At 36.5% G+C, this 24,017-nt stretch carries 24 protein-coding genes; 18 read left to right on the top strand and 6 right to left on the bottom strand.

The window, feature by feature from the left end; translation table 11 throughout:
* Positions 1 to 46: 46 nt before the first annotated feature.
* On the bottom strand, positions 47 to 1,093 hold the full coding sequence (locus GN157_RS02335; protein ID WP_157481520.1) for a WD40/YVTN/BNR-like repeat-containing protein: 1,047 nt from the start codon (positions 1,091 to 1,093) through the stop codon (positions 47 to 49).
* A 198-nt stretch (positions 1,094 to 1,291) separates the two neighbouring features.
* On the opposite strand from GN157_RS02335, the gene GN157_RS02340 reads away from it, so the two are divergent.
* A complete protein-coding gene (locus tag GN157_RS02340; RefSeq protein ID WP_157481521.1) occupies positions 1,292 to 1,819 on the top strand; it encodes a hypothetical protein in 528 nt (175 codons plus the stop codon).
* 14 nt (positions 1,820 to 1,833) lie between these two features.
* Here the strand turns inward: GN157_RS02340 and GN157_RS02345 are convergent, their stop codons facing one another.
* Positions 1,834 to 2,202, bottom strand: coding sequence for a DUF983 domain-containing protein (locus GN157_RS02345; RefSeq protein ID WP_035131150.1), 369 nt, complete (start codon positions 2,200 to 2,202; stop codon positions 1,834 to 1,836).
* A 93-nt stretch (positions 2,203 to 2,295) separates the two neighbouring features.
* Between GN157_RS02345 and GN157_RS02350 the strand changes: the two genes are divergently transcribed.
* The 7 genes from GN157_RS02350 (at position 2,296) to GN157_RS02380 (ending at position 9,365) form a co-directional block, all read left to right on the top strand.
* The gene (locus GN157_RS02350; RefSeq protein ID WP_157481522.1) at positions 2,296 to 3,177 is read left to right on the top strand and encodes a helix-turn-helix domain-containing protein; all 882 of its coding nucleotides are present in this window, start codon (positions 2,296 to 2,298) and stop codon (positions 3,175 to 3,177) included.
* Positions 3,178 to 3,208: 31 nt separating this feature from the next.
* The gene (locus tag GN157_RS02355; protein ID WP_157481523.1) at positions 3,209 to 3,817 is read left to right on the top strand and encodes a hypothetical protein; all 609 of its coding nucleotides are present in this window, start codon (positions 3,209 to 3,211) and stop codon (positions 3,815 to 3,817) included.
* A gap of 43 nt (positions 3,818 to 3,860) precedes the next feature.
* On the top strand, positions 3,861 to 5,075 hold the full coding sequence (locus tag GN157_RS02360) for an RsmB/NOP family class I SAM-dependent RNA methyltransferase (protein WP_157481524.1): 1,215 nt from the start codon (positions 3,861 to 3,863) through the stop codon (positions 5,073 to 5,075).
* Positions 5,076 to 5,142: 67 nt separating this feature from the next.
* A complete protein-coding gene (locus GN157_RS02365; RefSeq protein ID WP_157481525.1) occupies positions 5,143 to 5,724 on the top strand; it encodes a Crp/Fnr family transcriptional regulator in 582 nt (193 codons plus the stop codon).
* 73 nt (positions 5,725 to 5,797) lie between these two features.
* Entirely contained in the window at positions 5,798 to 6,268 is a 471-nt protein-coding gene (locus GN157_RS02370; protein ID WP_157481526.1) for an acyl-CoA thioesterase, read from the top strand.
* A 260-nt stretch (positions 6,269 to 6,528) separates the two neighbouring features.
* A complete protein-coding gene (locus tag GN157_RS02375) occupies positions 6,529 to 7,785 on the top strand; it encodes a GldM family protein (RefSeq protein ID WP_197429381.1) in 1,257 nt (418 codons plus the stop codon).
* Between the two features lie 155 nt (positions 7,786 to 7,940).
* Positions 7,941 to 9,365 carry an L-serine ammonia-lyase gene (locus GN157_RS02380; protein ID WP_157481528.1) on the top strand — a complete coding sequence of 475 codons (1,425 nt, stop codon included), beginning with the start codon at positions 7,941 to 7,943 and terminating at the stop codon, positions 9,363 to 9,365.
* A gap of 50 nt (positions 9,366 to 9,415) precedes the next feature.
* On the opposite strand, the gene GN157_RS02385 is transcribed toward GN157_RS02380, so the two are convergent.
* Complete coding sequence (locus GN157_RS02385) at positions 9,416 to 9,853, bottom strand: nuclear transport factor 2 family protein (RefSeq protein ID WP_157481529.1); 438 nt, start codon at positions 9,851 to 9,853, stop codon at positions 9,416 to 9,418.
* A 126-nt stretch (positions 9,854 to 9,979) separates the two neighbouring features.
* On the opposite strand from GN157_RS02385, the gene panB reads away from it, so the two are divergent.
* From panB to ypfJ, 4 genes are all read left to right on the top strand, one after another.
* A complete protein-coding gene (panB, locus tag GN157_RS02390) occupies positions 9,980 to 10,798 on the top strand; it encodes a 3-methyl-2-oxobutanoate hydroxymethyltransferase (RefSeq protein WP_157481530.1) in 819 nt (272 codons plus the stop codon).
* A 25-nt stretch (positions 10,799 to 10,823) separates the two neighbouring features.
* Positions 10,824 to 11,513: an RluA family pseudouridine synthase gene (locus tag GN157_RS02395; RefSeq protein ID WP_157481531.1), complete on the top strand. Its 690-nt coding sequence runs from the start codon at positions 10,824 to 10,826 to the stop codon at positions 11,511 to 11,513.
* Between the two features lie 133 nt (positions 11,514 to 11,646).
* Positions 11,647 to 12,984, top strand: coding sequence for a DUF5723 family protein (locus GN157_RS02400; protein WP_157481532.1), 1,338 nt, complete (start codon positions 11,647 to 11,649; stop codon positions 12,982 to 12,984).
* 130 nt (positions 12,985 to 13,114) lie between these two features.
* Positions 13,115 to 13,975, top strand: a complete 861-nt coding sequence (gene ypfJ, locus GN157_RS02405) for a KPN_02809 family neutral zinc metallopeptidase (protein WP_157481533.1) — start codon at positions 13,115 to 13,117, stop codon at positions 13,973 to 13,975.
* Here ypfJ and GN157_RS02410 read toward each other — a convergent pair.
* On the bottom strand, positions 13,972 to 14,208 hold the full coding sequence (locus tag GN157_RS02410; RefSeq protein WP_157481534.1) for a hypothetical protein: 237 nt from the start codon (positions 14,206 to 14,208) through the stop codon (positions 13,972 to 13,974). The genes ypfJ and GN157_RS02410 overlap by 4 nt on opposite strands.
* Positions 14,209 to 14,347: 139 nt before the next feature.
* Between GN157_RS02410 and GN157_RS02415 the strand changes: the two genes are divergently transcribed.
* From GN157_RS02415 to GN157_RS02430, 4 genes are read left to right on the top strand one after another with little or no spacing between them, the layout of a single operon-like run.
* A complete protein-coding gene (locus GN157_RS02415) occupies positions 14,348 to 14,845 on the top strand; it encodes a metallophosphoesterase family protein (protein ID WP_157481535.1) in 498 nt (165 codons plus the stop codon).
* On the top strand, positions 14,845 to 16,131 hold the full coding sequence (locus GN157_RS02420) for an anthranilate synthase component I family protein (RefSeq protein WP_157481536.1): 1,287 nt from the start codon (positions 14,845 to 14,847) through the stop codon (positions 16,129 to 16,131). The genes GN157_RS02415 and GN157_RS02420 overlap by 1 nt, the downstream gene beginning before the upstream one ends.
* Before the next feature lie 30 nt (positions 16,132 to 16,161).
* The gene (gene tilS / locus GN157_RS02425; protein ID WP_157481537.1) at positions 16,162 to 17,472 is read left to right on the top strand and encodes a tRNA lysidine(34) synthetase TilS; all 1,311 of its coding nucleotides are present in this window, start codon (positions 16,162 to 16,164) and stop codon (positions 17,470 to 17,472) included.
* Between the two features lie 4 nt (positions 17,473 to 17,476).
* A complete protein-coding gene (locus GN157_RS02430) occupies positions 17,477 to 19,471 on the top strand; it encodes a protein-disulfide reductase DsbD family protein (protein ID WP_157481538.1) in 1,995 nt (664 codons plus the stop codon).
* A gap of 33 nt (positions 19,472 to 19,504) precedes the next feature.
* Here GN157_RS02430 and GN157_RS02435 read toward each other — a convergent pair whose 3' ends face one another.
* Positions 19,505 to 20,860, bottom strand: a complete 1,356-nt coding sequence (locus tag GN157_RS02435) for an FAD-dependent oxidoreductase (RefSeq protein ID WP_157481539.1) — start codon at positions 20,858 to 20,860, stop codon at positions 19,505 to 19,507.
* Between the two features lie 246 nt (positions 20,861 to 21,106).
* On the opposite strand from GN157_RS02435, the gene GN157_RS02440 reads away from it, so the two are divergent.
* A complete protein-coding gene (locus GN157_RS02440; protein WP_157481540.1) occupies positions 21,107 to 22,642 on the top strand; it encodes a YifB family Mg chelatase-like AAA ATPase in 1,536 nt (511 codons plus the stop codon).
* A gap of 15 nt (positions 22,643 to 22,657) precedes the next feature.
* Positions 22,658 to 23,245, top strand: a complete 588-nt coding sequence (locus GN157_RS02445) for a hypothetical protein (RefSeq protein ID WP_157481541.1) — start codon at positions 22,658 to 22,660, stop codon at positions 23,243 to 23,245.
* A gap of 120 nt (positions 23,246 to 23,365) precedes the next feature.
* Here GN157_RS02445 and GN157_RS02450 read toward each other — a convergent pair whose 3' ends face one another.
* Complete coding sequence (locus GN157_RS02450) at positions 23,366 to 23,887, bottom strand: hypothetical protein (protein WP_157481542.1); 522 nt, start codon at positions 23,885 to 23,887, stop codon at positions 23,366 to 23,368.
* Positions 23,888 to 24,017 lie beyond the last annotated feature (130 nt).

Consider the following 24,017-nt stretch of genomic DNA (forward strand, 5'->3'; position numbering starts at 1 on the left):
TTACTAAAATCAGCAGGCATCTTTTCCATTACCCTGCTGATTTTTTTTATTTTAAAGTCAGTCTTACAATCCTGTTTTGCCCTGCGGCTATAATGGTTTTATCATCTTTAAAACGTAATGTATGCAGGTCGGTATCATCAAGTATCTTTTTCCAGGTTGCTCCCCTGTCAAACGAATAATACATACCGGTTGCTCCGCAGGCTACCAGTTCATACCCTTCACTGTTTGGAATAAACTGTACACATGAGGCATACCCGAACCCTGAACCATCGGCTATTGTTTTCCATTTTCGGCCGCCTTTAGTTGTAATTATTTTATTACCGCTATTCATCTTCGCTTTAGTATAATCACCTCCTACCGCAAAACCTGTTTCATCATCATAAAAATCGGCAGAATATATACCTTCCGTTGGTGTACCCTGTACAATAGGTGTTTTATAAACCTTCCATGATTCCCCCATATCGTCAGAATAGAACACTCTTGATTTCTTTCCTCCCGAAACAATCCATGCCTTCTCCCCTTTTACAATAATATTGGTATTACTGGCAGCAAAAGCGGCTTCACCTTCTTCAACTTCGGGTAAATCATCACAGGAAAGTTTTTTCCATGAGTTACCGCCATCTCGTGTTACAATAACCGAAAGGCAGTCACCTGTAGGATCACCCATGGCAATTCCGTTATTATTATCAAAAAACTGCATACTGTCATAAAATACCTTTTCACCTTCTTCGATATAAACCACAGTATTCGTTTTACTATCCTTATTAATTTTATACAGTTTAGCCGGTGTAGCAACGTTGAGTATAAATACATTCTTATCAGTTTGTGCTATAGCCCTAAATTCAGGTAACGAGTTATCAAAAGCAATAACTCCGTTAAAGGCCTTCTCACCTGTTAGTGAAGCATAACCATACTTCCCTCTGCTACCCGAATACCAAACCTTATCATTATCAATCGTTATGGCACGTATGCTAATACTATCGGTCAGTAATGTATCAACATTTACAGTGGTGAAAGAAGCTTTAAAATCCTTTTTTTCTTCTTTACAGGATAGTATAGCAATAGTAAATATAAGTAGTAGGCTTTTTCTCATCTTTAAAATTTTAAAGCCCTAAATTAATAAATTTACAATAGTCAGCTTATCAAAGTCCAATATTTATATTTAAGGTAAATTTATTTATAATATGCATTTCATCAGGCAATATTTGCATTATAACTATTGCGCGAAACGAATTGTTAAAATTTTAAAATTTGTGATTATATTGGGTTACCAACCATAAACCAAACTCAAATGAAAAAACTTATCTTGACCATGGGATTCCTGTGTCTCATCAGTTCGGGATATTGCCAAAGCCTTCAGCTTCCTGTTATTGAGCCTGTAACTCTTGAATCACTTCCGGCTGCGGTATCCAAAAGCATTGAACTGAAAGATTTTGAAAAAGCAGCACTACAGGCTTCTGACTTTATTATCTCCTCTCCTATTGATGATCTTAATAACGAAGAAGTTAAGGCCAGTAAAGGTTATTTACTGGGATGGATGCAGGACAGTCCCGATTTTAATTTTGCTCCAGATCATACCATCGCCATATTTGAAGATAACAACCTCCTAATGTGGACTTATATGGCCTGTATGGCAAAATTTACAATAGAAAACAAAGACCAGTCGGGCAATCCGGATTTTATTAAACTGGGAACATGGGAGCTGGTAGCAGGATATATAGATAATCCGGGGAATAATGTCCCAAGGACAGACAAGCTCAATCAGCTTTGTGATGCTTATAAAAGCAAACAGCTTAGTGCTTTCCTTGAAAACCAATAAACAAAAAGAGCAGGTTATACCTGCTCTTTTTTCTCTTCCTTACTGTCAAACATATGCATCCATATCATTCGTGACAGCCTGAAATTAAACATACTCAACGCTACAGCCATAAAAGCTATTAATGCGAGCATGCCGCCAAAGCCTTCTATAAAAAAATGAGCTATTACATATACCGCAATCATTTCGGCTACAGTAAGTCCATAACTCACATACATTGCACCATAAAAAAAGCCTGGCTCTCTTTCAAACTTATGATCACAAACCGGACAGTGATCGTTCATTTTTGGCAAGCGAAATAAAAACAGGTTTCCTTTGCTTTTAAACACTTTACCCTCTCCGCATTTCGGACATTTTTCCTCTATTATATCGTTGAATTTAGACATCTTGTTTTTTATTTCAAATTTACAACAGGTAGTAAAAACGGGCAATAGCTTATTTACGCAATAATTTGTACTTTTAGGACATTATTTTAAACTATGAAGAAAACAGCCATACTTGATATTAGTCAGTTTAAACAAACCGGATTAGAAGATTTTTATGTAAACACACTGGAAGATCACCTTATTACCAGCCATAAGGATATTGCCCTCCCGCACAAACATAACTTCTATCTGGCTATACTTTTTACGCATGGCTGTGGTATTCATGAAATAGATTTTACGGTTTATGATGTTAAACCGGGGAGTCTGTTTTTCCTTAACCCGGGGCAAACACATCACTGGGAACTTTCGCCCGATACTAAAGGCTACATTTTTTTCCACACACAGGCATTTTACAATTTATATTATACACAAAACCAAATAAACAACTTCCCGTTTTTTTACAGCATGCACAGTTCTCCCTGTATTTATCTTAAGGATGAAGAATTAGAAGATGTTACGTTATTGTTTAAACGAATACTAAAAGAAAACGGTAGGGATGAGATTTTAAAAAAACACCGTATAATCAATTTAGTTCAGTATGTATATATAGAATGTACCCGTATATATGCCCGTCAAAACCCCGTGGCTGCGCTGGATACCCATAACAGTTACTACAGCAAATTCCTTAAACTGGAAGAATTGGTAAACCAATACTTTATTTCAGAAAAATCGCCGGCAGCCTATGCCGAAATGATGCATATAACCCCAAAACACTTAAACCGCATAACACAGGCAGTAGCCGGGAAAACAACATCAGACATTATTATAGATAGGGTTTTACTGGAAGCTAAAAAAGAACTTATACTACAACAGGATAATTTTTCCGGAATATCAGAAATGCTGGGCTATGAGGACTATGCTTATTTTTCACGCCTGTTTAAAAAGAAAACAGGAGAAACCCCAAGTGAGTTTTTAAACAGATATATGAAAGGATAGATTATTACGTTTTTATTTTTAAATTCATTTTATGAAATACATACTAATAACCTTACTACCTATCCTAATCTTATTCTCCTCGTGTAAGGACCAAACAAAAAACAATCATTTTGATATTACTCCTGAAAAAATTGATTTCGAAAAGGAAATTATGAATGATATATTCTTAAAAATAGTTGATACTGTAAGTTTTAAACAAATGTACCTCCCTTCTCCTAAACATACAGAAAAAAGTACAGAAGCTCAAGACACTATAAAACGGGTTATTATGGTTGACAGCGTTTATGCTGTCGATAATGAATTAATAAATCAATTAGAAGAGTTTTACGATACCAAAATTACTCTCCCTAATAATAAACCGGGATATAAATTTGATTATAAAATTTATTCAGAAAATAAAACATATAATTTCATTGAGGCTTCCGAAGCCAAACTGGATAGCATCTGGAATGTAAATCCTAACAATGTAAATGGAATAATATATTTTTCAAGAATACAGTTTGACGATAATATAAAATTTGGAGCCTTATCTGTAGGATTCGGTGCAGGACCAAAAGCCGGGCGTGGATTTATTATATTTATAAAACTTAAAAATAATAAATGGGTAATTGATAAAGTTACCAGTATATGGGTTAGCTAAGTTTACTCAAAAAATAATACCTTTGCAGCTTCAATTCACAAAAATGAGATTACACAGAAATTTAGTGTTTACGGTTATTGATTCCCTTAACTTTATTTTTAATGAGGGAGAATATGCCGATAAGGTTGTGGCAAAGGCTTTAAAGAAAGACAAGCGTTGGGGAAGCCACGACAGGAAGTTTGTTGCCGAAACGATATATGAAATTGTGCGCTGGAAACGCCTGTATGCCGAAATTGCCGAAGTTAAGGAGCCTTACACCAGGGATAACCTATGGAGAATATTTGCCGTATGGGCAGTACTTCGCGGTTATAACCTGCCAGACTGGAAATACTTTGAGGAAACTCCGGTGCGCCGTATTAAAGGGCGTTTTGATGAGCTTTCCAAAATAAGAAAGTTCCGTGAGTCTATTCCTGACTGGATGGATGAGCTTGGAGTTAAGGAGCTTGGTGAAAAGAAATGGGAAAAAGAACTTGCCGCTCAAAACGAGCAGGCAAAAGTTATACTTCGTGTTAACACCCTTAAAACAACAAAAGAACAGCTTCGTGCCATTTTAATGGACAGCAATATAGAAACCGAATTCCTTAAACAATATCCTGATGCACTTGTATTAACGGAACGTGCAAACGTATTCCTTACTCAGGCATTTAAGGACGGACTTTTTGAGGTTCAGGATGCATCTTCACAGCTTGTAGCCCGTTTTCTTGATGTGGCTCCGGGTATGCGTGTAGTTGATACCTGTGCCGGTGCCGGTGGTAAAACCCTGCACATGGCTTCTATAATGGAAAACAAGGGTCAGCTTATAGCTATGGATATTTACGAGAGTAAACTAAAACAGCTTAAGCTACGTGCTAAGCGTAACAGCGTTTTCAATATTGATTACCGCGTTATTGAAAGTACTAAGGTTATTAAAAAACTACACGAAAAAGCCGACAGGGTACTTATTGATGCTCCTTGTAGCGGACTTGGAGTTTTAAAACGTAACCCTGACAGTAAATGGAAACTGCAACCTGAGTTTATTGATAACATCAAAAACACTCAAAGAGAGGTACTGGAAAACTACTCTAAAATGGTTAAACCAGGTGGTAAGCTTGTTTATGCTACCTGTTCTGTACTGCCATCTGAAAATGAGGAACAGGTTAAACACTTCCTTACTACAGAGATAGGTAAACAGTTTACTTTTGTAAAAGACAATAAAGTTCTGGCATCAGACTCCGGTTTTGACGGATTCTATATGGCGCTTATGGAACGTAAAAAATAAATTGAAGCCTCCCAATCGGGAGGTTTTTTATTTCTGTAAATTTGGAGTAACACTAAAAAGGCAAGTTATGTTCAAAACAGAGAAAAAGGTTAGCTTTTTTGACACCATCTCCCCTTTTGTAAAAATCAGTCCGAAAAGCAGGTCGGCACTCCTATCGGTAATGCAAAAAGACCATTACCCTAAAGGGCATGTACTTGTCCCGCTGGGAGGAATTTGCAGACATGTATATTATATTGAAAAAGGACTATCACGAACTTTTTACATTAAGGACGGTAAGGATATTACAGAGAAATTTTGCACCGAAAACAGCTTTACCTGCTCTATGCCGGCATCTATAGTTAATGTACCTGATAACCGACAGATTGAGCTTTTAGAGCCTTCCATAATATGGTCTATGCCTTATACCGAATTGGAAAAACTTTATGACGATTACCACGACATAGAACGTATGGGACGCTTTGTAGTTACTAATGAATTGGTCCACATGCATCAGCGCCTTAGTGATTTACAGTTTCGGTCGGCAGAGGAACGTTATAACAACCTCCTGCAAAAAAATCCTGATTTACTGCAAAGAGTTTCTCTAGGGCTAATTTCATCTTACTTAGGGATAACACAGGAGACATTAAGCCGAATACGCTCCAGGGTGTAGTGTTTTTGATAAATGTCAAAGGAAAAGCCCTGCTACAGTTTCAACTTTGTTTTATCAAAAAATAAAAACAATTATGGAACTAAAAACATTTTACAACATCAGGTTTAGCGACTGCGATTCTTTTAAACATCTTAACAACTCCCGTTATGTGGATTATATGCTTAATGCACGCGAAGATCATTTAAAAGAATTTCACGATATAAGTATGACCTACCTCTACGGTAAAGGCTCGGGCTGGATGGTAAACAAGCACGAGATCATTTATCTCAACCCGGCAAATTATGGCGAACAGGTATGTATAAAGTCAGAACTGCTTAAATACAGTGATGATTCTTTATTTGTTGAAATGACGATGTGGAACGAACAGGAAACCCACATAAAAGCCATTTTATGGACAAAATTCATACATATTAACCTGCTTACAGGAAAAAGGGATAATCACCCGGAATGGTTTGCACAACTGGCTATTCCGTTAGAAAACAGCAAAATATTAAAATCTTCAATATCAGAAAGATTAAATGTTTTGATGCCACAAAAAGTATAATTTGTAACTTTGAGTAAATATACCAGGATGAAATAGCAACTTTTCCCCTTCACCTCTCCTAGATGAATATATAAAGGCTATTCAATTATTGAGTGTAAATAAGGTCTGCTAAGCACAACAGTGTCAAATACCTCAATAGTAAATGGCATTCCGGTTAAGGGGAAAGGTTAGCTTTTGTGAATGAGTATAGACTTATAAGGAACTACTTACAGCTAAAAGAAAAATTAATTTTCATTATGTTTGTTTCAAACCATGCCGTTATGAAACAAACATTTTTCTTTTTAGCGCTTTTTATCACCCAGCTACTAGTAGCTCAGGATAACAATATCTCTGTCATATCAGTTGAAAAAGCTAACATTGTTTACAGGGGTATTCAAAACCCAATTAAAATAGCTGTATCGGGAGCCAAATCATATAAGGTTACTACCCTTGCAGGATTAACTAAAAAAGACTCTTTGGGCAATTATTATTTAAACGTTAATGGTGTACAGGGAAAAACCGTCAAAATAAACATTGAAGCTACCCTTGAAAACAGCAGTGTAATTAATGAATTCAAAGAGTTTAAGGTAAGGGATATTTCAAATCCTAGAGCAAACATAATTAGTCAATATTCGACGACCACTCAATTAACTTTATCACAGCTAAAAAAACTCAAACTTAATATCATTATTGATAATTACATTTTTCCTTTGGATACAACTTTTTTTCGTATTCATTCATTCGATATTTATATTGAAGGTCAGGAAAAAATATCGGTAAAAGGAAATGAAATGACCGAAAAAGCGTTCAGTGCACTTAAGAATACCCGTATAGGAACTGAAATGGTAATTCATGTAATTCAACATGTTCCCGAAGGTTATAGATTAAGACCAGTAACTCCTTTAACACTAAAAATTATTGAAGAGAAAAAAGAATATATGAATCCTAATATTCCAACTCCTAAAGTTTCAACTAAATATGGTAACACTATAGTTTACAGAGGTATCAAAGATACTTTAGAAATATCAGTACCCAATGCAAAATCATTCAAGGTAAAAGGAAAAGGACTAAAAATGTTGCCCGACAGCATTTATGTAATGGATGCCAGTAAAATAAAAAAAGATAAAACCTACCTGGAGTTTGAAATAGTAAATCAAAATGACTCAATAATCCATACAAAACAACTGCTATATGTAAAAGACAGAGATACAGCACCTAAAAAAATTACTGTAAACGGAAAAGGTTGTGGCAACTGTATTCTAAAAATGACATTACAGGAACTAAAAGATGCCGTTATAGATATAGTCGAAGATGATGAACAAAACTCTTTAACTAAATACCAGGTTTTGGCGTGTAATATAAAGCTACCCGATGGTAATAATATAGATCTAAATAACAATACAATTACAGATACTGCTTTTGAACAACTCTCAACCCTTCCGGAAAACTCAATTATTGAGATTGAAGTATATCATTCTCTTTTTAGGTATCCTCTCAACCTTTCACCATTAAAAATAATGATTGTTAGTGCTAATTAAACCCAATAAAATTCCAAAACTAACAATTTTACTATTGTTTGTTATAAGCATTTTATCATATCAACAAATTTTCATCTACATCGTTATAGTATCATCAATTTAATTACCTTTGGGCGCTTTTGTATAAGTCGCAATAATTATATTTTTGTATTACTATGAATGAATGTATTTCAGTTTTCGATATGCTTAAAATCGGCGTGGGTCCTTCAAGTTCACACACTTTGGGTCCATGGCGCGGTGCAGAACGCTTTCTTGAGGAATTGCGTGAAGAAGGCATTTTTGAAAAAACAAACCGTGTTAAGGTAGACCTGTACGGTTCACTTTCCCTTACCGGAAAAGGACACGCAACAGATCTTGCCGTGATGCTGGGCCTTAGTGGTGCCGATCCTGAATATGTTCCTGTAGAGAGTATACAAACTACTATTGACGATATTAACTTCCAAAAGCAGTTAATACTAGGCGGACTGAATGTTATACCATTCAATCCGGAAAATGATATTGTTTTCAACAGAGATTTCCTTCCTTTCCATGCTAACGGTTTTGTTTTTACTGCTTATTATGAAGGTGGTGAATATGAGTCTACCTTCTACTCTATTGGTGGCGGGTTTGTCGTTAAGGAAGAAAGAATCAATGCCAAAGAGAATGCCATTATTAAATGTGCTTTCCCTTTCCCTACTGATAATGCTGCTGATTTATTGAAATATACTCAAACAGAAAACAAAACCATTTCTGAAATTGTATATGAGAACGAAAAATCAATTCGTAGTGAAGAAGAAATTCACAGTGAACTGATGCGTGTTTGGAATACTATGCTGGAGTGCATGTACACAGGCTGCCATACCGAAGGTATATTACCGGGAGGCTTAAACGTAAGGCGCAGGGCGTTCGATATGCACAAAAACCTTATTGGCGAACTGCCATATAACAGTCCGCAGGAATGGTTACAGGTTATCCGAAAAACAGAAGTAAAATTCCGTCAGATATTAAAATGGGTCAGCTGTTTTGCCTTAGCGGTAAATGAGGTTAATGCTTCGCTTGGGCGTGTGGTTACAGCCCCTACAAACGGTAGCGCGGGAGTTATACCTGCAGTACTTATGTACTATATGGTTATTGAAAACCACGATGCAAACGAAGAACATATAAAACAATTCCTTACAGTAGCCGGTGAGGTAGGCAGCATCTTTAAAAAAGGTGCTACCATATCTGCTGCTATGGGCGGTTGCCAGGCAGAAATCGGTGTATCATCGGCAATGGCTGCTGCTGCTTTATGTGAGGTTATGGGTGGTTCTCCGGAACAGTGCCTTATTGCTGCCGAAATCGCAATGGAACACCACCTTGGTATGACATGCGATCCTATTGGAGGACTGGTACAAATACCTTGTATAGAGCGCAATACCATGGGAGCTATTAAGGCTATTAATGCTGCCGAACTGGCATTAGAGACCGATCCTAAAAATGCTAAAGTACCATTAGATAAAGTGGTAAACACTATGTGGCAAACGGCTCAGGATATGAACAATAAATACAAAGAAACATCGGAAGGCGGACTTGCAGTTACCGTTAACAATGCCGACTGTTAATTCACTATCATAATATAAAAAAAGCCCTGTAGTAATTATACAGGGCTTTTTTATGCTTTTTCGCGGGTATCAATTATATATACAATTTTCCATATCCCTTTATCATTGTATAACTGAAAAGAATTTACTCCTTTATGGCTTAACTTTCCGTCAACATAAAATTCATAAGGAGTCCAAACATGAGCCATAGCTCCATCAAACTGAATTTTATATTCCAACAGTTTTTCCTGTATCTCTAATTCTTTTGGTACGGCTGCAATAGCTGCAAAAAATTTAGGAGCTTGATCTGTGGTAAGCATCACCTCCCCTTTTTCATTTCGGCTAACCGACTGAAGCATAAGCCCTGAATCACAAACCGACTGTATTTTTTCAACATCTTTATTATGTAACCCCTCAAAAAAGGTATCTATAGACTGTTGTATCTCTTTATTTTGCGCAAATACCCCCTGCATACTTAGAAGTAAAGCCAATAAAACCAATTTTCTCATAATTAATACGATTTGTATAGCAGTAAATATATTCTTTTATTATTAAACAACTGTTCAATAAAAGCAGTATATCTTACTCAGTGTTACTACAATTTAGTAAATTTACCGTCCTAAAAAATTCAGATTATGTCTACAGCAAAAAAAGATTATAAAAGAATAACCACAAGGTCACTTATAGAAATGAAAGCAAACGGAGAGAAAATCTCCATGCTAACAGCTTACGATTTTACTATGGCAACCATTACTGATGAAGCCGGTATTGATGCTATACTTGTAGGTGACTCTGCCTCTAACGTTATGGCAGGTCATGAAACTACGCTTCCTATCACCCTGGACCAGATGATTTATCATGCATCATCGGTAGTAAGAGGTGTAAAAAGAGCGCTTGTAGTGGTAGACCTTCCTTTTGGTAGCTACCAGTCAGACTCAAAAGAGGCTTTACGTTCTGCTATCAGGATAATGAAAGAAAGTGGTGCTCATGCTGTTAAGCTTGAAGGTGGTAGCGAGATCAAAGATTCTATCAAAAAAATACTTAATGCCGGTATTCCGATTATGGGACACCTTGGGTTAACACCTCAATCCATATACAAATTTGGTACTTATACCGTTCGTGCTAAAGAAGAAGCCGAGGCTCAAAAATTAATTGACGACGCTAAGATGTTAGAAAAACTGGGATGTTTTGCAGTAGTACTGGAAAAAATCCCTGCACAGCTTGCTAAACAGGTAGCCGAAAGCATCTCTATCCCTGTAATTGGTATTGGTGCGGGTGGTCATGTAGACGGACAGGTACTTGTAATACACGATATGCTGGGAATGAACAATGAGTTCAGTCCGCGTTTTTTAAGAAGATACATGGATCTTCACGAAGGTATGACCAATGCCATTTCACAATATGTTAGCGATGTAAAATCACAGGACTTCCCTAACGAAAACGAGCAATACTAATTTAGATTATTCGATATTTAGATAAATGAAGATTGTCTCAACAAAAGATAATTTAGATGTCCTTTATGAAGACAACCATATAATAGTTGTCAATAAGCGTGTTGGTGATATTGTTCAGGGTGATAAAACCGGAGACAAACCTTTAAGTGATGTAGTTAAGGAGTATTTAAAAGAAAAGTACAACAAACCGGGTAACGTATATCTTGGTGTGGTACACAGGCTGGACAGGCCTACTACCGGAATTGTACTTTTTGCGCGTACCTCTAAGGCTTTACCAAGGCTCAACGATTTATTTAAAAATCGTGAAACCCAAAAAACATATTGGGCAGTAGTTAAAAATAAGCCCAAAAAGGAAACCGATACTTTGGTTCATTACCTTAAACGTAACGAAAAAAGTAACACGTCGCGTGCTCATGTAAAGGAAGTACCTAATAGTAAAAAGGCCAGTTTGGATTATACTATAATCAAAACCCTTAACAACTATTATGTACTTGAAGTTAACCTTCACACAGGGCGACATCATCAAATCAGGTCACAGCTCTCTGCAATAGGTTCGCCAATAAAAGGAGATTTGAAATATGGCTTTGACAGAAGTAACCCTGACGGAGGTATACACCTACATGCCAGGAAACTGGAATTTATACACCCCGTTACAAAAGAACATTTAGTAATTACAGCACCTGTACCAAACGATACAATTTGGCAGTCAGTATAAAAATTAAAAATACCCAGTTTTGGGTATTTTTTTTTGATTGTTATGGTTCGAATTTTACGGTAAAATTCTATTAAAATTTACCGTAATACATAGTCTTTTATTAACTTAGAAGAACCAAAAAACAATCAATCTTATGAAAAAAACCCTACTATTTATCGTAACACTCTTATGTGTAAACACTTATGCACAAGAGCATTTTTCGGGTATCAACACATCACGACGAACAGGAATACTCAACGCTTCGGTTAACCCTGCCGAACTTGTAAATCTTAAAAATGAAATGGAAGTGAATGTATTCACTTTCAGTGCAAATGTTTCCAATAACAAAATAACCTTTGGTGATTTGGTTGGAGGCGACGATCTGGGCGACCTGATTTTTGAAGGCGATGAGCCTGTAAACCTAAGAGCCGATGTAGAGATATTGGGACCGTCATTTGCTATGAAGTATAACAAATGGGCGTTTGGCATACAAACTGCTGCAAAAATAAAAACCAATCTGGTTGATATCGATACAAATTTAGGTAACGCCATAGTTAATGCCAGTGACGATTTACTTATTGGACAGGCAAATATAGTAACTGATTATAACCAAAGAGCCTCAGCAACTGCCTGGGGTGAAATAGGATTTTCGGCAGCGAGAGAAGTATTTGAAAACGAAACACACAAAGTAGCAGCAGGCGCTACCCTAAAACTAATATTCCCTGGTACATACGCTAATATGTCGGCAGATAGATTTACTGGTACAATTGAAAATGTAGGTCCGCTTGTTGGTCTTACAGATACTCACACCAATGTAAATCTTGCCTACTCAGGAGCACTGGGAGACAGTTTTACAGACAGTAGTAATTTTAGTGAGTTTTTTGCCGGAGGACTTAATGGTTTTGCTGCCGATTTAGGTGTTAACTATCAATGGAAAGATGAAAACGAAGGCTATAAAATTAATGCAGGGGCATCTGTAAAAAATATAGGTTCTATGACCTTTAAGGATGATAATAATGTAAATAAAAGCTATGTTGTCGACATTCCTGACGGGCAATATCTTGATTTAAGGCAGTTTGAAGATGTAGATAATATTGATGATGTTGAAGCTATATTAGTTAATAGTGGTTATGCTACATTAACCGAATCTGAAAAGGATTTCAAAATTAAACAGCCTACCATGCTTTCTTTATATGCTGATGTTAAAGTATATGATAAATGGTATGTTACAGGCTTTTTACAGCAAAACCTAAGTGATGCCAGTAACAACAATCGTGTAGGTTCGCAAAATGTATTTACGGTTACACCGCGTTATTCAACAAGTTTTTTTGAGGCCTATGCCCCATTCTCACATAATGAGATTTCAGGTTTTACGGCCGGTGTTGGTTTCAGGATTGGCGGATTCTTTATAGGTTCAGGTTCAATACTATCGGCAGCTATAGGGAACACTACTCAGGCAGATGCCTATATGGGCTTTAGATTCGGACTTTAAAACCACAAAATCATACAATTAACAAAAGCCACCTTAATGGTGGCTTTTTGTATTAAATAATCATAAAATAACACTCATATTCTGCTAATTTTATTAATTTCACTTTACCAAAAACCAAAAAAATAGCCTTATGAAATGGAAAGGAAGAAGAGAAAGCGACAACGTTGATGACAGGAGAAGTATGTCTGGCGGTAAGATCGCAGCAGGTGGTGGTGTAATAGCCATTGTTATAATACTTATCAACCTTTTCATGGGAGGCGATAATTCGGCTGTACTAAACGAGATAAACAATCAGTTACAACAGCAAACCACAACTGAAGAAGCTCTACCTCTTAGCCCTCAGGACGAAGAGATGGGGCGTATGGTTAGGGTTATTCTTGCTGATACTGAAGATGTATGGCATAAAATATTTGAGGAAAACGGATTGGTATATGAAGAACCAAAACTGGTACTGTTCCGCAATTCGGTACAAACTGCCTGTGGCGGAGCTTCATCGGCATCAGGGCCGTTTTACTGTCCATTAGATAAAAAGGTATATATGGACCTTTCTTTCTTTGACGAACTACAATCTCGTTTTGGAGCGCAGGGAGGTGATTTTGCGATTGCTTATGTTATTGCTCATGAGGTTGGTCATCATGTACAAACCCTTATGGGAACATCGGCTAAAGTAAGGCAAATGCAGCAACAACTTAATCAGGCAGATGCCAATAAACTATCGGTAGCGTTAGAACTACAGGCCGATTTTTATGCCGGATTATGGGCACATTATAATGAAGAAATGAACCAAATGCTGGAAGAAGGTGATATTGAGGAAGCTCTAAGTGCTGCTCATGCTGTGGGCGACGATGCCATACAAAAACGCGCACAGGGATATGTAGTTCCTGATTCTTTTACACACGGCACATCGGCACAACGTGTATATTGGTTTAAAAAAGGATTAAACACGGGTCAATTTAACGCCGGCACTACCTTTAATGATTTAGAAATCTAATTGTTTTTCAGTTTAGCACTCATTATTTGCCACTGGTCTTCAATATATTTTATTTTCCTAACCTCTTTCATGATAGACTCCAGTTCATCTTCATAATAGTCTACATTATCTTCCCTGTTCATAGAATCAAGGTCCTCTGCCCTTTCCAGTAATATATCTATTACCGGCATTACCCTGTTTTTTACATAGGGAGACAGTTTCCCGAATGCTTCCTGTAGTTGTGTTTTTACCATAATACAAAGTTGCTAATTTTTAGTTTAGCTTTCGGTATAAACAAAATATTTTTTAACGGTTGTGTTATCGTTCATCAAAGTTTGAACACACAAACAATCTTTGTAAATTTGACGGTTTAAAATTATAAAAAACATCTCCTTGAAAAAAATACTACTCCTTTCGGATACTCATAGCCATATAGATGATACCATTATGAAATATGTAAGACAGGCAGATGAAGTATGGCATGCCGGAGATATAGGAGATCTTTCGGTAACCGACACCATCAAAAAGGAAAAGCCTCTAAAAGCGGTATACGGAAATATTGACAGTGCCGAGGCCCGACTTGAATTCCCTCTCAATAACCGTTTTTTTTGTGAAGGCGTAGATGTTTGGATTACACATATTGGTGGTTATCCGGGCAAGTACAATCAGGCGATAAGAGAAGAGATAAATGCAAATCCGCCTAAATTGTTTATCTGTGGGCATTCACACATACTAAAGGTAATGCCCGATAACAAACTTAACCTTATACACATGAATCCCGGTGCCGCCGGAATACATGGTTTTCACCAAATACGTACCATGCTACGCTTTGAGATAAACGGAGATAATATTCAGAATCTGGAAGTGATAGAAATAGGAAAAAGAGCTTAATGAGAACTTCAGTTATATACACCCTACAGGAGCCTAAACTTTTTAAGAAACAGCTTTTAAAATGGGCACAACAATACAGGGAAATTACGTTTTTAGACAGTAACGACTATCATCAGCAATACTCATCGTTTGATGCGGTATTAGCTGCCGATTCACTTACATTAATAAAAACCGACAGCTTTAAAGCTTTTGAAGATCTTAGCGCCTATCAAAAAACAACCCGTGACTGGATTTTCGGCTATCTGTCTTACGACTTAAAAAATGATACCGAGAAGCTGGATTCCAATAATTATGACGGTTTAGATTTTCCCGACTTGTTTTTCTTTCAGCCCAAAAAACTGTTTTTTATTAAAGGTGATCAGGTAGAGATTGCTTACCTCAATATGTGCGACGATGAACTGGAAAACGATTTTAATGAGATACTTGCAACTACAGTTGAAAACCAAGACAAACATACTCCCCTAGCCATTAAGCAACGTATTTCAAAAGAAGACTATATAGAAAAAGTTACCCAAATGCTGGAACACATTCATTTGGGAGATATATATGAAGCAAACTTTTGTATGGAGTTTTATGCAGAAGATACTATAATCAATCCGTATGAAAAATATCAGGCACTAAACGCTATATCCGAGCCTCCTTTTGCTACATACTTTAAAAATCATAAACAGTACCTGCTTTCGGCATCTCCGGAAAGGTATATCAGGAAAGATGAAAGCAAAATAATATCACAGCCCATAAAAGGAACTGCCAGAAGAAGTAACAGTATAGAAGAAGATGAGGCTATTAAACTGGAACTTACCAAAAACGAAAAAGAACGTTCTGAAAATATAATGATTGTCGACCTGGTACGTAACGATTTATCCCGTACTGCAAAAAAAGGATCGGTTAATGTGGAAGAATTATGCGGAGCTTACACCTTTAAACAGGTGCACCACCTTATTTCTACGGTAGTTTCAGAATTAGATGATGAATATTCTCCGGTAAATGTTATTAGAACTTCATTTCCTATGGGAAGTATGACAGGTGCTCCTAAAATATCGGCTATGCAGATTATTGAAAAACTGGAAGAAACAAAACGCGGACTTTACAGTGGTGCTGTAGGTTATTTTACCCCTACGGGAGATTTTGACTTTAATGTGGTGATAAGGAGCATACTGTATAACGAAGCCAACAAATATGTGTCTTTCTCTGTTGGTAGTGCCATAACATCAAAAGCATTACCTGAAAAAGAATATGACGAATGCCTGTTAAAAGCCAAAGCCATGCGTAGCGTATTGGAGTAACATAGATATAAAAAATCATTACTTTTGAAAATGCTTTCAAAACTTCAAAAACATATCGAAAAAAACCTACCCTTCTTAGCCGGTAAAAAATTGCTTTTGGCTACCAGTGGTGGTATAGACAGTATGGTGCTGGTTGAGCTTTTTAATCAGCTTGACTATACTATAGCTATGGCGCATTGCAACTTTGGGTTAAGAGGTAACGAAAGTGATGGTGATGAGAAATTTATTAAAGATTACGCACAAAAAAACAATATAGAATTATTTGTAACTCATTTTGATACAAATAAATATGCAGAAGAATTTAAACTATCAATTCAAATAGCGGCACGCAGGCTTAGGTACAATTGGTTTTACGAACTAATGGAACAAAACAGTTTTGATTTCCTGCTTACAGCACATCATTTGGACGATAGTATTGAAACTTTTCTAATCAACCTTACTCGTGGCACAGGTCTTGATGGGCTAACAGGTATTCCGCAGCAAAACGACAAAATTGTGCGTCCGCTACTTCCTTTCAGTAGAAATGAAATTGGACAATATGCAAATAACAATAACATCACTTGGAGAGAAGACAGCAGCAATGCAAGCGATAAATATTTAAGAAACAAACTAAGGCATGATGTGGTTCCGGTTTTAAAATCACTCAACCCATCGTTCCTTGAATCGTTTCAGGATACTTTAAATCACTTAAAGCAATCACAGTCGTTAGCCGATGATGCAGCTATATTGGTTTATAAACAGGTAGTAAACGAACAGTACAATCAAAAACTGATTGATATTAGCAAACTGAAAAGGCTACCAAACTATAAAGCCTATTTGTATCAGTGGCTTGCCCCGCTTGGTTTTACGGCTTGGGAAGACATTTATAATCTTACCGAAGCACAATCAGGCAAACAGGTACTGGCTAACGGATATCGCCTTTTAAAAGACAGGGAACAACTAATACTGGAACCTGTTGAAGAAAGTGTTACAAATGTTTATGAAATACCCGAAGGAACTACCGAAATATCACAACCCTTCGCTATGAGATTGACAAATGTTAATAAAACATTAAAAAAATATGCGAATAACGCAATTTATGTTGATGCCGATACATTAAAATTCCCGTTATTTGCAAGGAAATGGATTGAAGGTGATTATTTTTGCCCTGCCGGCATGAAAGGACAAAAGAAAAAGGTTTCTAAATATTTTAAAGATGAAAAGATGTCTTTAAGTGAAAAAGAGAAAACCTGGCTACTTTGTTCCGGTAATCAAATTGTGTGGATTATTAATAGACGTGCCGACGAGCGATTTAAAGTAACCGATAAAACAACTCAAATTATAAAAATAGAAGTTTTATAAACTAATGAAAAAAACTGCTTTATTATTCTTTTTGTTACTCTCTTTTATAGCGGGTAAAGCACAAATTATTGAGCCTGTAAAATGGACCTCAAAAATTGAGAAAAAATCAGACTCCGAGTATGTTCTTATTTTCAATGCTACTATTGAAGAGAACTGGCACATGTATTCACAGTTTTCTGCCGATGGTGGCGGACTTCCGTTAGAAGTTGAATTCAATAACGCTGAAAATAACTTTGAAGCCGTTGGTAAAGCGGAAGAAAGTGAAACCCATAAAGAGTACAATGATATTTTTGAAGTAGAAGAAACTTTCTTCTCTAACAAAGCCGAACTGAAACAAACTATAAAAGTAAGTAACCCCGATAATGCTATTGTACAGGTTGGACTTTACTATCAGGTATGTAAAGAGTCATGTATTCAGGGAGAGAACCTTTTTGTTTTCAACTTAAAAGACCTTACTTCTCAGGAAGTAATGAACTTTGAAGAAGTTGTAGGTACTGTAGACAATACTACAGATACCAAAGCAGAACCTGCTAAAACTACAGAAAAAAAAACAGAAGACAGCGATAAAAAAGACCCCTGGACCGTATTTATAGGTACATTACTGGCTGGTATATTTGTTACTTTTACTCCATGTGTATTCCCTATGATACCTATGACTGTTAGTTTCTTTATCAAACAAAATAGTAGTAAGGTTAAGGGTAAATTCAATGCACTTTTCTACGGACTGTGTATTATTGTTATTTACGTTTTAATATCGGTACCGTTCCATTTATTTGAAGGTTTAGATCCAAATATTTTTGCCAATATCTCAACAAACGTATACCTAAACCTGTTCTTCTTTGCAATATTTACCGTATTTGCAATTTCATTTTTTGGTGCTTTTGAGATAACAATGCCTAACAGCCTGGCAAATAAAGCTGATAATGCTTCAAACCTTGGCGGACTAATGGGCGTGTTTTTCATGGCACTTACCCTTATCATTGTTTCTTTCTCGTGTACAGGTCCTGCACTTGGATTAATTTTAGGTAGTGTACTTTCTACCGAAGGAGGAGCAATGTTACTAACAATAGCCATGTTTGGATTTGGTTTAGGTTTAGCACTTCCGTTTATGTTGTTTGCCCTGTTCCCTAACTTGATGAGCAGCATGCCAAAATCTGGCGGATGGTTAAACTCGGTAAAAGTTGTTTTCGGTTTTATCGAACTTGCTCTAGCGTTTAAATTCCTTTCTAACGCCGATCTGGTATTACAATTACATTTCCTTGAAAGAGAAGTATTCATCGCAATATGGATTGCCATATTCATAGCATTATCACTATACCTTTTAGGTAAGTTCTCATTACCGCATGACAGCCCTGTTAGTCACCTATCTGTAGGGCGTATGCTTTTAGCTGTAATATCATTATCATTCACTATATATCTTATACCAGGATTATGGGGAGCACCTCTAAAACTAATTAGCGGATTCCCTCCTCCGTCAACTTACAGTGAATCTCCGTTTGGAGTTGGAGGTTCAGGTGGTGGTGGTTCCGTTACACAGGAGCTACCTAAAGGAGCTAAACTTGCGGCGCACGGTATTGTAGCGTTTGAAGACTATGAGGAAGGATTAGCTTATGCTAAAGAAGTTAATAAACCTATTATGCTTGACTTTACCGGTCATGCCTGTGTAAACTGCCGTAAAATGGAAGAACATGTTTGGTCTGACCCTGCTGTACTTTCAATCCTTAAAAATGATGTTGTTTTGATTTCGCTTTATTGTGATGAGGAGAAAGATCTTCCTGCAAGCGAGCAGTTCATATCTAAAAACACAGGACGAAAAATTGAAACTGTAGGTCAAAAATGGAGTGATTTCCAAATTTCAAGATACCAAAGTAACGCAAGGCCATATTATGTATTAATAAACCTTGACGAGACAAACTTAAACGAACCGGTTGCTTATACTCCGGATATTGAAGAATACCTTACTTGGTTACAATCAGGAATAGAAAACTTTAAAAAATAATAAAAAAGCCCTCTTAATGAGGGCTTTTTTATTTTATATACTACTTATAAGTTTTCTTGCTGCTGTTTGCACAGGATCCCAAACCGGAGAAAAAGGAGGTGCATAAGATAAATCCAAATCAATAATATTTTGCAAGGTAAGATTATGAGTTAAAGCAGTAGCCAAAACATCTATACGCTTGGCAGCTCCCTCCTCTCCTATTATCTGTCCGCCTAATAGTCGGCCACTATTCTTTTCTGCAAGAAGCTTAACCACAATCTTTTTAGAGTTGGGGTAATAATGCGCTCTGGTACGGCTTTCTATAGTCGCCTTAACATAATCGATATTAAGCTTTTGTAATTGCTTTTCAAGCAGCCCGGTTCGGGCAACCTCATAACTACATATTTTACATACGGCAGTACCTACTACGCCAGGGAAAACCGTTTTTTCGCCCGCTATACTACTACCTGCTACCAGTCCGGTTTTATTAGCTATGGTACCCAATGCTATATAAACATGTTCTTTACTTACTAAGTGTAACGATTCGGTACAGTCACCCGCCGCCCATACATCAGGAATATTAGTACGTAACTGGCTATCTACTTTTATTGCTCCACGTGCTCCCAGTTCTATTTTACTACCTTCAAGAAAATCAGTATTAGGATGAGATCCCATACCAAGTATTATAATATCAGTAGGGATACTTTGCTTATCGGTTAGTACAGCAGTTACCTTACCTTCTTTAACATCAAATCCGGTTAGCCCTTCACCTAAAAATAATTCAACACCCAGTCCCTTCAAAGCTTCAGACACCAAGGCTCCCATATCGGGATCAAGCGTATTCATTACCTGTTCTGATCGGTTAATTAATGATACCTTAAGCCCTCTTTCCAAAAGCGATTCGGCCATTTCAAGACCTATGTACCCGCCGCCAACTATAACAGCATTTTGAGGCTTTTTTTCCTCAATATAACGTTCTATGTTAATTCCGCTTTTAAGCGTGGTAACGCCAAATACATTTTCAGAATCATATCCTGCCACATCAGGACAAAACGCCTTACCTCCGGTAGCAATCATTAACTGATCATAACTTTCCCAAAACTCATCTCCGGTTTTCTTATTCAGTACTTTAATCTTTTTATTATCAGTATCTACAGATAGTACCAAATTTTGCGTACGTACATCTATATTATATTTATTCCTGAAAGTATCGGGGTCACGTACTATAAGCTCCTGATAGGTTTTTACCTTTTCTGAAATAAAATAAGGTATCCCGCAGGCAGAATAAGAAGTAAAGTCTGATTTTTCAAAAACTATTATTTCCCTGTCGGGTTGTTCTCTCCTTACTTTTGATGCTGCCGACATTCCGGCGGCATCTCCCCCTATTACTACCAGTTTATTATTTGCCATTTTACTCGTTGCTCTTGGTTATATACTAAAGGTAGGAAGAAAATTAGTTTTTACGTGACATAATTAACTTACTCATATAATTTTTTCCTATTTTTAAACACATTAAAACCAACCTTACCTAATACATGAAAAACTTTTGTTTTTTACCTCTATATCTAGGCTCATTCTCTATGCGTCTAATTACCTGTAACACCATTGTTACCTCACTTCATAAAAAAATAAGTACAAGCCATTTAATTTAAGTTTATGCTCATAAAAGTTTTTGGAAGCGCCGTATTTGGTGTTGAAGCCACAACTATAACCGTAGAAGTTAATATTGACAAAGGGATAGGATACCATCTTGTAGGGTTGCCTGATAATGCCGTTAAAGAAAGTAGCTACCGTATTGCTGCAGCTTTAAAAAATAATGGCTACCAGTTACCGGGAAAAAAGATTACCATTAATATGGCTCCGGCCGATTTAAGAAAAGAAGGTTCTGCTTACGATCTTACTCTGGCAATAGGTATACTTGCAGCTTCAGGACAAATCCCAGCTGAAGACGTTGATAAATACATCATAATGGGTGAACTTTCGCTTGACGGAAGCCTACAGCCTATTAAGGGCGTACTTCCTATAGCCATTAAAGCAAAGGAAGAAGGTTTTAAAGGCTTTTTTCTGCCGAAACAAAACGTAAAGGAAGCTGCTATTGTTAGCGGACTTGATGTATACGGAATAGATAACGTTACTGAAATAATCGACTTTTTTAGCGGAAAAGGCACTTTACAACCTACTGTAATCAATACCCGCGAAGAATTTTATAAAACACTTGATTTCCCTGAATTTGATTTTGCCGATGTAAAGGGGCAGGAAAGTATTAAACGCTGTATGGAAATTGCAGCGGCAGGCGGGCACAATATAATACTTATAGGACCGCCGGGAGCAGGTAAAACCATGCTTGCCAAACGACTGCCAAGCATACTACCTCCCATGACGCTCAAAGAAGCACTGGAAACCACAAAAATTCATAGTGTTGCAGGAAAGATAAAAGATGTAGGACTGATGAACCAACGCCCGTTTAGAAATCCGCATCACACAATCTCAGATGTTGCGCTCGTGGGAGGCGGAACCTTCCCACAACCCGGTGAAATCTCGCTGGCACATAACGGCGTATTGTTTTTAGACGAGTTACCCGAGTTTAAACGAACCGTACTCGAGGTTATGCGTCAGCCATTAGAAGACAGGGAAGTTACCATTTCCCGTGCCCGATTCACTATTACCTATCCGTCATCATTTATGCTGGTAGCGAGTATGAACCCCAGTCCGGGTGGTTATTTTAATGATCCCGATGCTCCGGTAAGTTCATCACCGCATGAAATGCAGCGTTATATGAGTAAAATATCGGGTCCGCTATTGGATAGAATTGATATACACATCGAAGTTACACCTGTACCTTTTGAAAAACTATCAGACAAGCAAAAAGCTGAAAGCAGTACAGATATAAGGAAAAGAGTTATGGAAGCCAGGGAAATACAAACAAATCGTTTTGCACATCTGGAAAACATACACTACAACGCCCAGATGAATACCAAACAGATACGTGAGTACTGCGACCTTGATGAAACTTCGTTACAGCTTTTAAAAACAGCTATGGAAAGACTTAACCTTTCGGCTCGTGCTTACGACAGAATTTTAAAAGTGTCCCGTACTATTGCCGATTTAGAAGGCTCAACGAATGTTGAACCACAACACATATCCGAAGCCATACAGTACCGAAGTCTAGACCGTGAGGGATGGCTAGGGTAAAATCTATATTATTTAATGAGAATGAATAAAACACACACAAAGACACTAATAGTATTAAGTTTTGTTTTTTTAGCTTCATGCACTCCTATTGCTAAAATAATTTATGGTATTAAGGATTTTGAAACCTATGTACCTAATGACAAAAGAGTAGAATATTACAAACCATATTTTGAAACAACTGATAATAAAGTAAATATTTATGCTTTTAAAAACTGGCAAGGCATACAGGCTACTTCTGACTCAGTAGGTATACCCAGTGTATTTTTACATAACATACTAAATGATTCAGTTTATGTTCTCAATTGTCATGAAGACATGCTATATGATATTGAAGAAATCAATAAAAACAACTTTAAAGATATACTGTTAGCCAACAAAAAGGAATTTATCAATTTAAAAAACATAATAGATACCAGCGCCGTTTTAACTTACACCGAGAAAGAGATAAGAAAAATCAATAAATGGAAAGTTTATATTGTAAATGCCACATTTATGGGTAAAACATTAAGAAAGAAAGCATTACCTGTTACGAATACACTTAAAGGCGTAGAAGAGCTTATTATTGTAGATGTAAGTATAGACGGAGAAAAACCTAAAAATTAATATTAGCAGAATAAAATAACTAAGGTTATATATAAATAAATTAACTCATAGTTAATTTATTAGGGTAGTAATTATTTTAAAGGGTAACAACATTTAGTTACCCTTTCTTTTGTTCAAAATTTAATGTTTCTTTATCACAGGGTAATCCAAAGACAATACTATGTAATCAAAAGAAGGGTCTTTTTGAATTTGCTCTAAAATAGGAGTTATATGATTTTTAATATTTCGTTTTGTCAAGTCACTACCATAAATAAAAATAACTGTCTTTTTATCCTTATCAAAATTTATATTTCTTATATAAGATATATCAATTATTTTTCTATTATTTACATTACTATCTCCTACATTAATGCGTTGGCACAAATCTCGAAATTGTCCCCAACAACTTGGGTTTTCCATTTGAGCTGCACTAAAAATTTCGTCATTATACGCAATACCATAAAAGGTAAAAAGCTTGTTATTAACCACATCGTCTGCAAAACCATCAATATTTATAAAGTCCTCTATGACAATTTTACTTCTGTCAAATTGTGTTTTTTCAACAGTATTATCAAGATATTCTTCCGTTGTTTTAAAAAAATCTTGGGAGTGAATTGCATGTGTTACAAATGAGAATAGGAAAATCAAACAAATTTTTTTCATATTTTATATTACTACGTTTACGTAATTTGTACTGCTGTATCAGTAATAACTGTATATAATCTCTAACCTAAAGTATAGTCTCCTAAAATAAAGTCAGCAATAAAAATCAAATATATCAAAATCAGACGTA

The sequence above is a fragment of the Flavobacterium rakeshii genome, assembly GCF_009741375.1.
GTDB classification, from domain to species: Bacteria; Bacteroidota; Bacteroidia; order Flavobacteriales; family Flavobacteriaceae; genus Flavobacterium; species Flavobacterium rakeshii.

Excerpts from the sequence above, each read along its gene's own strand:
- GN157_RS02335 (WP_157481520.1), bottom strand. The coding sequence starts at position 1,093 with ATGAGAAAAAGCCTACTACTTATATTTACTATTGCTATACTATCCTGT.
- GN157_RS02340 (WP_157481521.1), top strand. The coding sequence starts at position 1,292 with ATGAAAAAACTTATCTTGACCATGGGATTCCTGTGTCTCATCAGTTCG.
- GN157_RS02345 (WP_035131150.1), bottom strand. The coding sequence starts at position 2,202 with ATGTCTAAATTCAACGATATAATAGAGGAAAAATGTCCGAAATGCGGA.
- GN157_RS02350 (WP_157481522.1), top strand. The coding sequence starts at position 2,296 with ATGAAGAAAACAGCCATACTTGATATTAGTCAGTTTAAACAAACCGGA.
- GN157_RS02355 (WP_157481523.1), top strand. The coding sequence starts at position 3,209 with ATGAAATACATACTAATAACCTTACTACCTATCCTAATCTTATTCTCC.
- GN157_RS02360 (WP_157481524.1), top strand. The coding sequence starts at position 3,861 with ATGAGATTACACAGAAATTTAGTGTTTACGGTTATTGATTCCCTTAAC.
- GN157_RS02365 (WP_157481525.1), top strand. The coding sequence starts at position 5,143 with ATGTTCAAAACAGAGAAAAAGGTTAGCTTTTTTGACACCATCTCCCCT.
- GN157_RS02370 (WP_157481526.1), top strand. The coding sequence starts at position 5,798 with ATGGAACTAAAAACATTTTACAACATCAGGTTTAGCGACTGCGATTCT.
- GN157_RS02375 (WP_197429381.1), top strand. The coding sequence starts at position 6,529 with ATGAAACAAACATTTTTCTTTTTAGCGCTTTTTATCACCCAGCTACTA.
- GN157_RS02380 (WP_157481528.1), top strand. The coding sequence starts at position 7,941 with ATGAATGAATGTATTTCAGTTTTCGATATGCTTAAAATCGGCGTGGGT.
- GN157_RS02385 (WP_157481529.1), bottom strand. The coding sequence starts at position 9,853 with ATGAGAAAATTGGTTTTATTGGCTTTACTTCTAAGTATGCAGGGGGTA.
- panB (WP_157481530.1), top strand. The coding sequence starts at position 9,980 with ATGTCTACAGCAAAAAAAGATTATAAAAGAATAACCACAAGGTCACTT.
- GN157_RS02395 (WP_157481531.1), top strand. The coding sequence starts at position 10,824 with ATGAAGATTGTCTCAACAAAAGATAATTTAGATGTCCTTTATGAAGAC.
- GN157_RS02400 (WP_157481532.1), top strand. The coding sequence starts at position 11,647 with ATGAAAAAAACCCTACTATTTATCGTAACACTCTTATGTGTAAACACT.
- ypfJ (WP_157481533.1), top strand. The coding sequence starts at position 13,115 with ATGAAATGGAAAGGAAGAAGAGAAAGCGACAACGTTGATGACAGGAGA.
- GN157_RS02410 (WP_157481534.1), bottom strand. The coding sequence starts at position 14,208 with ATGGTAAAAACACAACTACAGGAAGCATTCGGGAAACTGTCTCCCTAT.
- GN157_RS02420 (WP_157481536.1), top strand. The coding sequence starts at position 14,845 with ATGAGAACTTCAGTTATATACACCCTACAGGAGCCTAAACTTTTTAAG.
- tilS (WP_157481537.1), top strand. The coding sequence starts at position 16,162 with ATGCTTTCAAAACTTCAAAAACATATCGAAAAAAACCTACCCTTCTTA.
- GN157_RS02430 (WP_157481538.1), top strand. The coding sequence starts at position 17,477 with ATGAAAAAAACTGCTTTATTATTCTTTTTGTTACTCTCTTTTATAGCG.
- GN157_RS02435 (WP_157481539.1), bottom strand. The coding sequence starts at position 20,860 with ATGGCAAATAATAAACTGGTAGTAATAGGGGGAGATGCCGCCGGAATG.
- GN157_RS02440 (WP_157481540.1), top strand. The coding sequence starts at position 21,107 with ATGCTCATAAAAGTTTTTGGAAGCGCCGTATTTGGTGTTGAAGCCACA.
- GN157_RS02445 (WP_157481541.1), top strand. The coding sequence starts at position 22,658 with ATGAGAATGAATAAAACACACACAAAGACACTAATAGTATTAAGTTTT.
- GN157_RS02450 (WP_157481542.1), bottom strand. The coding sequence starts at position 23,887 with ATGAAAAAAATTTGTTTGATTTTCCTATTCTCATTTGTAACACATGCA.